The sequence below is a fragment of the Streptomyces sp. NPDC086554 genome, assembly GCF_040686095.1.
In the GTDB taxonomy this organism is placed as follows: domain Bacteria; phylum Actinomycetota; class Actinomycetes; order Streptomycetales; family Streptomycetaceae; genus Streptomyces.
In genome coordinates, this window is the sequence record NZ_JBFBJK010000004.1 from 427,160 (window position 1) to 439,589 (window position 12,430).

Consider the following 12,430-nt stretch of genomic DNA (forward strand, 5'->3'; position numbering starts at 1 on the left):
CGCGGCGAACGTCGGTTCGTCCTGCCCCTGGAGCACCTGTGTCACCTGTGAGCCTGCCCGGCCCCACCCGCACCGCTGTCACCGCCATGGGGGTCGCCTCGGTCACTCTGCTCGGTGCGCTGGCGGTGGGCGGCTCCGGTGAGGTGAGCGCAAGGCCGCCGAGCGAGCCGAAGGTGCAGGACACCTTCGACTCGCTCGGCCCCGAGGTGCACGCGGCGAAGCTGTCCAACGGCCGGACGGCGCACTACTCCGACTCCGGCAACAAGGACGGCAAGCCCGTCCTCTACATAGGCGGCACCGGCACCAGCGCCCGCGCCGCGCACATGACGGACTTCTTCCGTACGACGCGCGAGAACCTCGGCCTGCGCATCATCTCCGTGGAGCGCAACGGCTTCGGTGACACCGAGTTCGACAAGGGCCTCGGCAAGGCGGACTTCGCCAAGGACACGCTGGAGGTCCTCGACCGGCTGAAGATCGACGACGTCAGCGTCATCGCGATCTCCGGCGGCGGGCCCTACGCGGCGGAGCTGGCCGCGCGGGCGCCCGGGCGGATATCGGCGCTGCATCTGGCCGCCGCGCTCCCGCCGTACGGGGCGAAGCCCGCGTACTGCGCCATGTCCGACGAGGCGCTTGCGGCCGCCCTGAAGGACTCGATCAAGGACCCCCGCAAGTGGTGGGCTTTCCCCGACGACAGCCCCGTCAAGTCGATACCGGGCTTCGCCGACACGGCGTACGAGGAGGGCGCGCGGACCTACAACCAGCGGGGCCAGCAGGCCGATCCGGCGCCGCAGGTGCATGAGCAGAAGCTGTACTGCGAGCGCCCGGGCCCGGATCTGTCGAAGCTTCACGCCCCCGTGTACCTGTACGGCGGCGAGAAGGACACGACGGTGCCGCCGGCCACGCTCAAGACCTGGCAGGAGGCGCTGCCGGGCACGGCGAAGGTGCGTACGTACGCCGACTCCGGACACGACGTGCAGTACCGGCACTGGGACCAGATCCTGGTCGACCTCGCCGGGCACAGGGACAAGACGGTCGTCTGCAAGAGCAAGCACACGCGCGTTCTGGCCGCGCGTGAGGCCGACCGCCTTGTCGCCGATGGCAAGGCCACCCTGGGCAGTTGCGCATGGTCTGAGTAGATCGTCTAAGTAGGTGGCGTCAGCCTGAACAAGGCGCCCCCGCCGGGCGCCGCCTCGGCGGTCAGCTCCGCGCCGTGCGCATGCGCGATCTGGCGTGCCATCGCGAGGCCGAGGCCCGAGCCCGGCAGAGCGCGGGCCTTCTCCGCGCGGTAGAAGCGGTCGAAGACGTACGGGAGGTCCTCCGGCGCGATGCCGGGGCCGTGGTCGCGGACCGTCAGGGCGGTGGGGGTCAGGGTCACTTCCACGGGCGTCCCCGGCGGGCTGAACTTGGCCGCGTTGTCGAGGAGGTTCGTCAGCAGGCGGGACAGGCGCGCCGGGACTCCCGGGATGCTCAACTCGGCTGCGTCAGGCGCCACTTGGAGAGTGAAGGGAACGTCCGGCCAGTGCCCGCGCGCCGCGTCGACGCCATGGGCCACGAGCGGCGCGAGCCGTACCTCCTCCAGGAGTGGCTGCGGCTCCTCCTCGCGCGCCAGCTCGATCAAGTCGTTGACCATGCCGGTGACTTCACGGAGCTGCCGGGCCAGCGCGCCCGACGCGCGCTCCCGCTGAGCCTCCGTCAGGCGCTCGCCACGCGAGAGGAGTTCCGCGTTCGTGCGCAGCGCCGTCAGCGGCGTACGCAACTCGTGCGAGGCGTCGGCGACGAGGCGTCGGCGGGCGGTGACCGACTCCTCCAGCTCGGCCAGCATGGTGTTGAAGGTGGTCGCAAGACGCGTCACCTCGTCCTCGCGGCCCGACGGCCCCGGCGGCAGCTCGATGCGGTGCCGGGCGTCGCGCGTGGCCGCGATGCGTTCCGCCGTGGCGGTGAGGCGGGCGACCGGGGCGAGGCCGGTGCGCGAGACCCAGTAGCCGCCGAGCCCGGAGAGCAGGATGCCGACGCCGCCCACCGCCGAGAGGAGGTACGCGGTCTGCCGCACGCCCCGGTCCGCGATGTCGGCCCGCAGGGCGACCTGCACGGCCTCGCCCTTGCCGTAGCTGGTGGTGAACATCCGGGCGGGCTTCCCGTGCAGCGTGAAGTTCGTGTAATACGGCGCGAGTTGACCGCTCGCGACCTGCCGGGTGGCGGCGGAGACCGGGAGCAGATAGGCCTCGGACGGGTCGGCGTCCGCGTCGGCGGGGACGATCTGCGAGCAGGCCGGTGCGCCGAGGAACCGGCATTCGCCCGTGACGACGCCCGGTTCACCGTCGTGCCGCTGTTGGGCGATCAGGGTCGCCGACTGGGCGAGGTTCTGGTCGAGCTGCTGGTACAGCTTGTAGCGGATGACGAGGAACGCGGCCACGCACACCCCGACCGCGACGAGGGCGACCGCCGCGGCGGCGGCGACCGCGAGCCGGGTGCGCAGCGGGCGGCGGCGGCGCCACCGGGCGCCGAGCCTGCGGCGGGCGCTCATGGGCTGCCGAGCCGGTAGCCGACGCCGTGCACGGTGTGCACGATGCGGGGTTCGCCGTCCGACTCCAGCTTGCGGCGCAGATAACCGACGTACACCGCAAGGGAGTTGGAGTCCGGGCCGAAGTCGCGGCCCCATACCGACTCCTGGATCAGTTCGCGAGGCAGGACTTGTCCTGCGTTGCGGAGCAGCAGTTCGAGCAGGGCGGCTTCGGTACGGCTGAACTCGATCGGGCGGGGGCCTCGGCGGCCGGTGCGGGTGGTCGGGTCCAGGGTGAGGTCTCCGTACGTGAGATCGCCGCCGGCGCCGTCGGCCGCGCGCTCGGGGGCGGCGCGGCGCAGCAGGGCCCTGACGCGGGCCACCAGCTCGTCCAGGGCGAAGGGCTTGACCAGGTAGTCGTCCGCGCCCGCGTCGAGGCCGTCGACGCGTTCGCTGACGGAGTCCAGGGCGGTGAGGACGAGTACGGGGGTGCGGTCGCCTGCGGCGCGCAATTGGCGGCATACGGCGAGGCCGTCAAGGACCGGCATCAGGACGTCCAGGACCAGGAGGTCGGGCTCCCAGCGGGCCACTGCCGTGAGCGCGCGCTGGCCGTCGGCGGCGCCGCGGACCAGGTGGCCCTCGATCGTGAGGGCGTCCTCTACCGCTGCGCGGACTTCTGGGTCGTCGTCCACGACGAGGATCTTCGCGGCGGGGGTCATCCGTGGGTCGCCGCCCTGTGCATCGGTGCTCGGCGTCTGTGGGCACAACCGGGACGGCCGGTTCTCCTGGGAGATCTCATGCGCCCCACCGTGTCAAACCTTGCTCTTAGAACACTCTTAGACCTGCTCGTGATGCTCCATTGCCATGCGAACACCCGATATGCGATCTCCCGAGGCGGGGGCCGGGCCGCCCCTCTCCGTCGTCATCGGCGCGGGCGGCACCGGTGGGCACATCTATCCCGGCCTTGCCCTCGCCGACGCCCTGCGGCGGGCCGTGCCGGGCGCGGTCGTCTCCTTCGTCGGTACGGAACGGGGGCTCGAGACCCGGTTGATACCGGACGCCGGGTACCGGCTCCACACCGTCGACATGATTCCGTTCGACCCGTCGCTCGGCGCCAAGCGGTATCTCCTTCCCGCCGCGCTGGTGAAGTCCGGTGCCCAGTGCCGGGCGATCCTGCGTGCACAGGGCGCACAGGTCGCCGTGGGGATGGGCGGCTACCCCAGCGCTCCCGTCATCGTCGGCGCCAGGATGGCGGGCCTGCCCAGCCTGATCCACGAGTCCAACGCCGTACCCGGCCGCGCCAACCGTTTCGCGGCGCGCCTCACTCCGAACATCGCGGTCGCCTTCGACCGCAGCCGGGAGCATCTGCCGGGCGGTGAGCGCGCCTTCACCACCGGGATGCCCATCGCAGCGCCGCTCGCCGCGCTCGACCGTGCCGCACTGCGCGCCGAGGCCCGCCGGGAGTACGGGGTGCCGGAAGCGGCCCGGATGCTGCTCTTCAACGGCGGCAGTCTCGGCGCGGCCCGGCTCACCGAGGCGGCCGTGGGGCTCGCGGCACACTGGCGGCACCGCGGCGACGTACAACTCCTCATCAAGACCGGGCCCGCCGCCCTCGACGAGACGCGGCGGCGCCTGACGGAGGCGGGTGCGGACGCCGTCGCCCGCGCCGTGCCCTACCTCGACCGGATGGACCTCGCGTACGCCGCGGCGGACCTGGTCGTCTGCCGCGCCGGTTCGGCGACGGTCGCCGAGCTCGCCACCACCGGGGTCCCCGCCGTTCTCGTCCCCTACCCGCACGCACCCGGCGACCACCAGACCCACAACGCGCGGGTCCTCTCCGACGCGGGCGCGGGCCTGCTGCTTTCCGACGGCGAGACGACGGCGGCGCGGCTCGCGGAGCTTGTCGGGCCGCTGCTCGCCGATCCGGCGCGGCTCGCCGCGATGAGCGGTGCGGCCGATCCGGGGCCGCACGCCCGCGCCGCCGATCTGCTCGCCGAGCGGGTCATCCAACTCACCCACCACGCCTCTCACTTGGAGTACGCATGAGCCGCAACGACACCTTCACCTGGACCGGCCGTACCGTCCTCGTCACCGGAGCCGAGGGTTTCATCGGCTCGACACTCGTCGATCTGCTCCTGGAGCAGGGCGCGAAGGTCCGTGCCTTCGTGCACTACAAGCCGTACGCGGAGAAGGGGCACCTCGCGCATCTGCTCGGCGACCCTCGGGTCGAGATGCTCGCGGGCGACGTCCGCGACGCGGGGCGTGTGATGGACGCGGTCGAGGGCTGTGACACCGTCTTCCACCTGGCCGCGCTGATCGGCATTCCGTACTCGTACGACTCACCGGGCGCGTACGTCCAGACGAATGTCGTCGGCACGGAGAACATCGCGGAGGCGTGCCGGCGGCACTCGGTGCGGCGGCTCGTCCACACGTCCACCAGCGAGGTGTACGGGACGGCGCTGACGGCGCCCATCAGCGAGGCCCATCCGCTGCAGCCGCAGTCGCCGTACTCCGCGTCGAAGATAGGCGCCGACATGATGGCGCTCTCCCACTGGCACGCCTTCGAGCTGCCGGTGACGGTGGTCCGCCCCTTCAACACGTACGGGCCGCGGCAGTCGGCCCGCGCGGTGATCCCCACGATCCTGGCCCAACTCCACTCCGGTGCACGGGAGATCAAGCTGGGCTCGCTCACGCCCACCCGTGATTTCACGTACGTGACGGACACCGCGCGGGGGTTCATGGCCCTTGCGGAGTGCGAGGCGGCCGTCGGGCGTGCGGTGAATCTCGGGGTGGGTGAGGAGATTTCGATCGGGGATCTGGCGGAGGCGCTGATCGCCGCGTCCGGTCGCGAGGCGTCGGTCGTCGTCGACCCTGCCCGGCTGCGTCCCTCCGGGAGTGAGGTGCTGCGGCTGCTGTCCGACAACTCCCTCGCTCGGGAGCTGTCGGGGTGGGCGCCGCGGGTGCCTCTGGCGGAGGGACTGAAGCTGACCTCGGCCTGGGTCGCCGAGAACTTGCACCTCTTTGCCTCTGACCGCTACCAGGTCTGACCTTTGTCTGCAGGCCGTGTGTGGCTGGTCGCGCAGTTCCCCGCGCCCCTTACGGGGCCCGCTACTGCGCCGCAGCCGCCGCCAAGCCCCCCAGCAACAGCAACGTGAACCGGTGGGCCCATTCCTGGTCCACCGGTTCCGCGCTGACCAGGGCGCGGTGGACCACCGCCCCTGCGGTCACGTCGAAGATGAGGTCGGCCGTCCGCGCGGCGGCGGCCGGGTCGGGTTCCGGAGGGAGCTCCCCCCGCTGCTGCGCCCGCTGCCGCCCCGCGAGGACCAACCGCTTCTGGCGGTCCACGATCGACGTGCGGATCCGCTCCCGCAGGGGTGCGTCCGATGTCGACTCGGCGACCACCGCCATCAGCGCGGTCTTCGTCTCGGGGCGGCTAAGCAGCGCCGCGAACTGCAGGACCACGCCCTCGATGTCGGCGGCGAGGCTGCCGCGGTCCGGCAGTTCCAGTTCGTCGAAGAGTTCCGCGACCGCGTCCACGACCAGCTCGCTCTTGCCCGCCCAGCGGCGGTAGAGGGTCGTCTTGGCGACGCCGGCCCGGGTTGCGACATCGCCGAGGGTCAGCTTGGACCAGCCGAGTTCGACCAGCGCCTGGCGGGTCGCCTCCAGGATCGCGGTGTCCGCCGCCGCGCTGCGGGGACGGCCGCCGGTGCGGGCGGACGGGGGGATGCGGCTCTGCATCCCGCGACCATACCGGCCAGTACGGATCCGGCCGGAACGGCGGCGAGTGAGCGAGATCACCGAAGATCGTCCAGGTGGGCGGCCCACGCGTGGCGCGGGACAGTTACGCTACGACTCGTAGCGAAAGATCGTGAGCGGCAGACGAACGGCACTTCTCGAAGCCCACGATCCGCAGCGGCGACAGTGGAGCGACAACCACAGCGACACCAGAGGCACGGGGTGGGGACCTCGCGCCGACAACCAGGGGTCCTCCTCGGGACCTTGGCACCGCGGCCGTCCGTGGCCCCGCAATCCGGCGGGGGGTCACGGACAGGCGTGGTTCCCGCACGGCTTGGGGGAGGATGTACTCATGCAGCCACGGAACATGTCCATGAGCGGAGTCGTCGACCTCGCCGCCGTGAAGGCGGCCCAGGAGGCCAAGGCGAAGGCGGAGCAGGCGCGCGCCGAAGCGGCCCGGCAGGGCGGCGGCGCCGTGTCCGCCGTTTCTCCCGCGAGTCTCGTCATCGACGTAGACGAGGCAGGCTTCGAGAGCGATGTCCTGCAGCGTTCCACCGAGGTCCCGGTCGTCATCGACTTCTGGGCCGAGTGGTGCGAGCCGTGCAAGCAGCTGAGTCCGCTGCTCGAAGGCCTCGCGCGGGAGTACAACGGCCGATTCGTCCTCGCCAAGATCGACGTAGACGCCAACCAGATGCTGATGCAGCAGTTCGGGGTCCAGGGGATCCCGGCCGTCTTCGCGGTGGTGGCCGGGCAGGCCCTGCCGCTCTTCCAGGGCGCGGCCCCGGTTGAGCAGATCCGCCAGACCCTGGACCAGCTGATCCAGGTCGGCGAGGAGCGCTTCGGCCTGACCGGTCTCGCCGTCGACCCGGACGCCCAGGGCGGCGACCAGGAGGCACCCGCTCCCGCCGAGGTTCCCGCGGGTCCCTACGACGCGCTGCTCGAAGCGGCGGTCGAGGCGCTCGACGCGGGTGACCTGGGCGGCGCGGTGCAGGCGTACCGCAACGTACTCAGCGACGACCCGGGCAACACGGAGGCCAAGCTCGGCCTCGCCCAGGCCGAACTGCTGCAGCGTGTGCAGGGCCTCGACCCGCAGCAGGTCCGCAAGGACGCGGCCGACAACCCCGCGGACGTGGCGGCGCAGATCGCCGCCGCCGACCTGGATCTGGTGGGCGGTCATGTCGAGGACGCCTTCGGGCGGCTCATCGACGCGGTCCGGCGCACGGCGGGCGACGACCGGGACGCCGCGCGGGTGCGGCTGCTCGAACTCCTCGAAGTGGTCGGCTCGGACGACCCTCGGGTGACCGCCGCGCGCACACAGCTCGCGCGGGTCCTGTTCTGACCGTGTTCGACCCCTCGCGAGTCGTTCGCTGACCAGTCCCTAAACACTGGGGCTTGTGATGCCCGAGTGAAAACTTGGTCGCCGAGGCGCCACAGTGGCCGCGCTTTACCAAATCTTGGTAATCGCGGCCGCTGTTACTTGGAGTAAGCCCGAGCCGGTCTTCTGTCCGGTTGTGTCCTTCAACATCCCGGTCTGTTCCGCGCGTTGACGACACCGTCCGTGCCCGACCGATACCGCGCGGTCGTGCATCGGTTATCGCGCCGTTACTAGCGAGTAACGAACCCCCTTGTGCGGGCGGCGAGAATGCACCACGATCGGCGACGCTCGGTCCAATAGCCCGCAGCCCGACAGCCAATCGGGAGCGGGGTTTCTGGGTCCCCACCGAGCAGGCCGGAGACACCCCGTCACCGGTCTTGGACAGGGGGGTCTCTGCCATCCGGCAGGGCCTGTCCGGCAGGTTGTGCGTGTTGCGTGCGACCAGTGGTTGTCGCTCGGGGGTGATCGCCGGTGATTAAGGCGCAGTTGCGCGCCTCCGATGCGGGCGCTCTCCTTCCCGAGGACGTAGCACTTCTCCCATCCCTGCCCGACTGAGCCGCCCGAACGGGAGCAGTCAGGGCCGGAGATGTACGTCCGAGAAGGAGGAAAGTCATGGAGTCCGTGGCTCGTGGCGGAACCAGATGGAAGCGGTTCGCCGTAGTCATGGTGCCGAGCGTCGCGGCTACTGCCGCGATAGGCGTGGCCCTGTCCCAGGGTGCGCTCGCGGCATCGTTCAGTGTGTCCGGTCAGCAGTTCAAGGTGACTGCCGACCAGCTCGACGGTACGGGATTCGTCCAGTACGGGGCGCTTGACAGCGGTAAGTCGGGTAACCACCCGGTCGCCGTCGTCGGCCTCGAATCGGCCGAGATCACCAACCTGTGCCAGTCCGTTGTCGTCCCGGTCCCGGTCTTCGGCGATGTGTCGATGACCCTCAAGGCCGGCGCCAAGGGCGGCCCGAAGGTCGAGGCGAAGAAGCTCTACATCGACGCCGATGACCTGAAGGCCGACGCGACGTTCAACAACGTCGACATCGGCGTCTCGGTCGACCAGACCACCAAGGGCCCCGGCCCGGCGAAGGGCGACAAGTACGCCCCGGACTCGTTCGCGCAGCAGGCGGAGTCGGTGCGGTTCACCGACGTCAAGCAGCGTGCGTGGGCGACCACCGCCGGCACCTTCAAGCTCTCGGGCCTGGCGATGTCGGTCAAGAAGGGCAAGCACGAGTGCTACTGAGGCAATTGACGCCTTAATTCAGTACTTGTTGCGAAGAACGGCCGGGCGCGGGGACGCGACGGATCTTGAGCCGTCCCCGTGCCCGAATCCGCAGGACACACAGAACCAACGCCATTCCCCGAGGAGCTGTACGACATGAGCGCCGAAGCGCAAGTGGGCCTTGGCATCAAGCTCGGCCGGATGCGCCGATCGTTCCGAGGGTGGCGCGGTCAGCGCCCGTTCTGGGGTGGTCTGCTGACGTTGCTCGGCGGCATCCCGATCATGTACTTCCCGTACGCGAACCTCACGCTCGGCACGATGACGATCCGGATGGCGACGACCGCCGGTGCCGGTTCACTGATCATCGGTGTCCTGCTTGTCGTGCTCGGTCTGACCATGTGGTTCCAGCCGCATTCCCGGGTGTTCGCGGGTGTCGCGGCGATTCTGCTCGCTCTGGTCTCCCTGGTGGTCTCCAACTTCGGCGGCTTCGTCATCGGTTTCCTGCTCGCCCTGATCGGCGGTGCCCTCGGCATCTCCTGGGCGGCGGCCAAGCCCGATGCCAAGCCCGCGAAGGGGCGTAGCGACCAGGACGGCGACGGCTCCGACGACGGGGCGCCGGAGCCCGCGGCCGCGGGGGCCGCGAACGGGGTGAGCGGCACTACGGACGATCTGTCAGGAACGAGCCCGGACAACGGGACGAACGGGAGGCACCGTGCCGGCTGACGAGGTGCACCATGAGGACTCCGCGGGCCTGGCCCGCGCGAGATCCGGGCCGCGCCACGCGGCACCCAGAAAGCCGCTCCTCACCCGCCTGCACGTGCCGGCGGGCAAGGCGATAGCCATCGCGGCCATGCCGACCGCTGTCCTGATGGGCATGGGACTGACCCCTCAGCTCGCGCAGGCCAAGCCGCTGCCGAAGAACCCCTTCCAGGACGGCCCGTGTGTCACGGCGCCGGACGAGGCGTCCAAGGACGCCGAGAAGGAAGCCGACAAGGCTGCCGAGGAGAAGGCGGAGAAGGAGAAGGCCGAGCAGGAAGCGGCCGAGAAGGATGAGGCCGGCAAGGACACCGCTGAGCCGACTCCCTCGCCCTCCGCCGACGACAAGGCCGGTTCGGGTGACGGTGGCGCGGACGAGGCGGAGCCCACTCCGTCGCCGTCCGACGACGCCGACAAGGAGGAGACGGAGCCCGCTCCGGAGCCTTCCGAGACCGAGACCAAGAACCCGCTGGACCCGCTGGGTGTCGGCCCCGCGCTCAAGGACATCTTCACGCCCGACGAGGAGGAGTCCGCCGAGGCGACGCCGACGCCCTCCGCCTCGGAGGAGTCTTCGGAGGAGTCCTCCGAGGACACGGCGAAGGACACGGTCGAGGACGTCACCAAGCCCGTTGAAGACACCGTCGACAAGGTCGAGGACGGCGTCAAGGACGGTGCCGACAAGGCCGGGGACACGGTCGACAAGGCCAAGGAAGAGGCCGAGAAGGCGGCGGACGGCGCGACCGACGAGGGCGCCGAGGCCAAGGACCCGATGGCACCGGACGAGAACGGCAAGAAGCCGTTCCCGTGCGTGGTCGAGAAGAAGGTCGACGGAAAGGCCGAGCAGACGCCCGCGCCGATCCCGAACCAGCCGTGGCACCTGGAAGCCAGCTCGCTGACGCTCAAGGGCGCGGACTACCAGGGCGTCGTGAACCTGACGCAGCCCAACGGCAAGACCAAGCAGGCACTGAAGTACGTCATCCAGAACACGGACATCGGCGACCTGCACCAGATCGTCGAAGGCCCGGCCGGCAAGAAGTACCACGTGCAGGCCGAGAAGGGCTCCACGTCCACGATCCGTGGCGGGGAGACGACGATGTACACCGAGTCGATCTCCGGCAAGCTCTTCGGCCTGATCCCGATCACGTTCGACCCGGAGCACCCGCCGCCGCTGAACATCCCGCTGATCTACTTCACGGACGTGAAGGTGCAGCAGGCCGGTCAGTTCGGCGGAAACCTGCACGTCCCCGGGCTGCACCAGTCGATCACCGACTGATCTCTTCAGTCGCGACAGACCCGTTCGGGAGCCGCAACACCACTGAGGGCGCCCCCCTTCACAGGGGGCGCCCTCAGTGGCGTACGGGACGGTGTTCGCGTCAGTCGCGGTCGCCGCCGCCCAGGTGGTGCACCCGGACCATGTTGGTGGTGCCGGGGACACCGGGGGGCGAGCCCGCGGTGATGACGACCGTGTCGCCGTCGTTGAACTTCTGCAGCTTGATCAGCTCGGCGTCGACAAGATCGACCATCGCGTCGGTGTTGTCCACGTGCGGGACGACGTAGGACTCCACGCCCCAGCTCAGGGCCAGCTGGCTGCGGGTCGACTCGTCCGTGGTGAACGCCAGGATCGGCTGCGCGGTGCGGTAGCGGGAGAGCCTGCGGGCCGTGTCACCGGACTTGGTGAAGGCGATCAGCGCCTTGCCGCCGAGGAAGTCCGCGATCTCGCAGGCGGCTCGGGCGACCGAACCACCCTGCGTACGCGGCTTCTTACCGGGCACGAGCGGCTGCAGGCCCTTGGAGAGCAGCTCCTCCTCGGCCGCGGTGACGATCTTCGACATCGTCTTCACGGTCTCGATGGGGTACGCGCCCACGCTCGACTCGGCGGACAGCATGACCGCGTCCGCGCCGTCCAGAATCGCGTTGGCGACATCGGACGCCTCGGCGCGCGTGGGGCGGGAGTTGGTGATCATCGACTCCATCATCTGGGTCGCGACGATCACCGGCTTGGCGTTGCGGCGGCACATCTCCACGAGGCGCTTCTGCACCATCGGGACCTTCTCGAGCGGGTACTCGACAGCCAGGTCGCCACGGGCCACCATCACGGCGTCGAACGCCGCGACGACGCCCTCCATGTTCTCGACTGCCTGCGGCTTCTCCACCTTGGCGATGACGGGGACCCGGCGGCCCTCCTCGTCCATCACCTTGTGGACGTCCTTCACGTCGTCGGCGTCGCGCACGAAGGACAGGGCGACCATGTCGCAGCCCATCTTCAGCGCGAAGCGCAGGTCCTCGACATCCTTCTCCGAGAGCGCGGGCACGTTCACGGCCGCGCCGGGCAGGTTGATGCCCTTGTGGTCGGAGATGACACCGCCCTCGATGACGATGGTCTTGACCTGGGAGCCCTCGACATCCATGACCTTCAGCTCGACGTTGCCGTCGTTGATGAGGATCTGGTCGCCGCGCGAGACGTCGCCCGGCAGGCCCTTGTAGGTGGTGCCGCAGATCGACTTGTCGCCGGGCACGTCATCGGTGGTGATGGTGAACTCGTCACCGCGCACCAGCTCGACGGGTCCCTCGGCGAAGGTCTCCAGACGGATCTTCGGCCCCTGCAGGTCGGCGAGGACGCCGACCGCCCGGCCGGTCTTCTCGGCGGCGGCCCGGACGCGGTCGTACCGCCCCTGGTGCTCGGCGTGCGTGCCGTGGCTGAAATTGAATCGGGCCACGTTCATGCCGGCTTCGATCAGCGAGACGAGCTGTGCTTCGGAGTCGACGGCTGGACCCAGCGTGCAGACGATTTTGGAACGGCGCATGGGGCGATCCTATCGGTTTGTTTCGCTACGGAATATTCCGTCTGGTGGAAT

The 12,430-nt window shown here is 70.0% G+C and carries 11 protein-coding genes; 7 read left to right on the top strand and 4 right to left on the bottom strand.

Annotated elements, in window-relative coordinates; genetic code table 11:
• Nucleotides 1-38 precede the first annotated feature (38 nt).
• Nucleotides 39-1,136, top strand: a complete 1,098-nt coding sequence (locus AB0O76_RS09245) for an alpha/beta hydrolase (protein ID WP_365487005.1) — start codon at nt 39-41, stop codon at nt 1,134-1,136.
• 5 nt (nt 1,137-1,141) lie between these two features.
• On the opposite strand, the gene AB0O76_RS09250 is transcribed toward AB0O76_RS09245, so the two are convergent.
• Complete coding sequence (locus tag AB0O76_RS09250) at nt 1,142-2,524, bottom strand: HAMP domain-containing sensor histidine kinase (protein ID WP_365487007.1); 1,383 nt, start codon at nt 2,522-2,524, stop codon at nt 1,142-1,144.
• Nucleotides 2,521-3,219 (bottom strand): response regulator transcription factor, encoded by a 699-nt coding sequence (locus AB0O76_RS09255; RefSeq protein WP_365487011.1) that lies wholly within the window; start codon nt 3,217-3,219, stop codon nt 2,521-2,523. Before AB0O76_RS09255 ends, AB0O76_RS09250 begins: the two co-directional genes overlap by 4 nt.
• Nucleotides 3,220-3,364: 145 nt before the next feature.
• Between AB0O76_RS09255 and AB0O76_RS09260 the strand changes: the two genes are divergently transcribed.
• Both AB0O76_RS09260 and AB0O76_RS09265 read left to right on the top strand, forming a co-directional pair.
• Complete coding sequence (locus tag AB0O76_RS09260) at nt 3,365-4,546, top strand: UDP-N-acetylglucosamine--N-acetylmuramyl-(pentapeptide) pyrophosphoryl-undecaprenol N-acetylglucosamine transferase (protein ID WP_365487013.1); 1,182 nt, start codon at nt 3,365-3,367, stop codon at nt 4,544-4,546.
• The gene (locus tag AB0O76_RS09265) at nt 4,543-5,547 is read left to right on the top strand and encodes a GDP-mannose 4,6-dehydratase (RefSeq protein WP_365487015.1); all 1,005 of its coding nucleotides are present in this window, start codon (nt 4,543-4,545) and stop codon (nt 5,545-5,547) included. The genes AB0O76_RS09260 and AB0O76_RS09265 overlap by 4 nt, the downstream gene beginning before the upstream one ends.
• A 61-nt stretch (nt 5,548-5,608) precedes the next feature.
• Here AB0O76_RS09265 and AB0O76_RS09270 read toward each other — a convergent pair whose 3' ends face one another.
• Nucleotides 5,609-6,238, bottom strand: a complete 630-nt coding sequence (locus AB0O76_RS09270) for a TetR/AcrR family transcriptional regulator (RefSeq protein WP_365487017.1) — start codon at nt 6,236-6,238, stop codon at nt 5,609-5,611.
• Nucleotides 6,239-6,587: 349 nt separating this feature from the next.
• Between AB0O76_RS09270 and AB0O76_RS09275 the strand changes: the two genes are divergently transcribed.
• The 4 genes from AB0O76_RS09275 to AB0O76_RS09290 all read left to right on the top strand — a co-directional run bounded on the left by AB0O76_RS09275 (nt 6,588) and on the right by AB0O76_RS09290 (nt 10,848).
• Nucleotides 6,588-7,574, top strand: coding sequence for a tetratricopeptide repeat protein (locus AB0O76_RS09275; RefSeq protein ID WP_365487019.1), 987 nt, complete (start codon nt 6,588-6,590; stop codon nt 7,572-7,574).
• 648 nt (nt 7,575-8,222) lie between these two features.
• Nucleotides 8,223-8,840 (top strand): DUF6230 family protein, encoded by a 618-nt coding sequence (locus AB0O76_RS09280; RefSeq protein WP_360766971.1) that lies wholly within the window; start codon nt 8,223-8,225, stop codon nt 8,838-8,840.
• Nucleotides 8,841-8,975: 135 nt separating this feature from the next.
• Nucleotides 8,976-9,542, top strand: coding sequence for a DUF6114 domain-containing protein (locus AB0O76_RS09285; RefSeq protein ID WP_365487021.1), 567 nt, complete (start codon nt 8,976-8,978; stop codon nt 9,540-9,542).
• Nucleotides 9,532-10,848, top strand: a complete 1,317-nt coding sequence (locus tag AB0O76_RS09290) for a hypothetical protein (RefSeq protein ID WP_365487023.1) — start codon at nt 9,532-9,534, stop codon at nt 10,846-10,848. The genes AB0O76_RS09285 and AB0O76_RS09290 overlap by 11 nt, the downstream gene beginning before the upstream one ends.
• 100 nt (nt 10,849-10,948) lie before the next feature.
• Here AB0O76_RS09290 and pyk read toward each other — a convergent pair whose 3' ends face one another.
• Nucleotides 10,949-12,379, bottom strand: coding sequence for a pyruvate kinase (pyk, locus tag AB0O76_RS09295; RefSeq protein WP_365487025.1), 1,431 nt, complete (start codon nt 12,377-12,379; stop codon nt 10,949-10,951).
• Nucleotides 12,380-12,430: the final 51 nt, after the last annotated feature.

Coding starts and splice junctions, on each gene's coding strand:
- AB0O76_RS09250 (WP_365487007.1), bottom strand. CDS start 2,524: ATGAGCGCCCGCCGCAGGCTCGGCGCCCGGTGGCGCCGCCGCCGCCCG.
- AB0O76_RS09255 (WP_365487011.1), bottom strand. CDS start 3,219: ATGACCCCCGCCGCGAAGATCCTCGTCGTGGACGACGACCCAGAAGTC.
- AB0O76_RS09260 (WP_365487013.1), top strand. CDS start 3,365: ATGCGAACACCCGATATGCGATCTCCCGAGGCGGGGGCCGGGCCGCCC.
- AB0O76_RS09265 (WP_365487015.1), top strand. CDS start 4,543: ATGAGCCGCAACGACACCTTCACCTGGACCGGCCGTACCGTCCTCGTC.
- AB0O76_RS09270 (WP_365487017.1), bottom strand. CDS start 6,238: ATGCAGAGCCGCATCCCCCCGTCCGCCCGCACCGGCGGCCGTCCCCGC.
- AB0O76_RS09275 (WP_365487019.1), top strand. CDS start 6,588: ATGCAGCCACGGAACATGTCCATGAGCGGAGTCGTCGACCTCGCCGCC.
- AB0O76_RS09280 (WP_360766971.1), top strand. CDS start 8,223: ATGGAGTCCGTGGCTCGTGGCGGAACCAGATGGAAGCGGTTCGCCGTA.
- AB0O76_RS09285 (WP_365487021.1), top strand. CDS start 8,976: ATGAGCGCCGAAGCGCAAGTGGGCCTTGGCATCAAGCTCGGCCGGATG.
- pyk (WP_365487025.1), bottom strand. CDS start 12,379: ATGCGCCGTTCCAAAATCGTCTGCACGCTGGGTCCAGCCGTCGACTCC.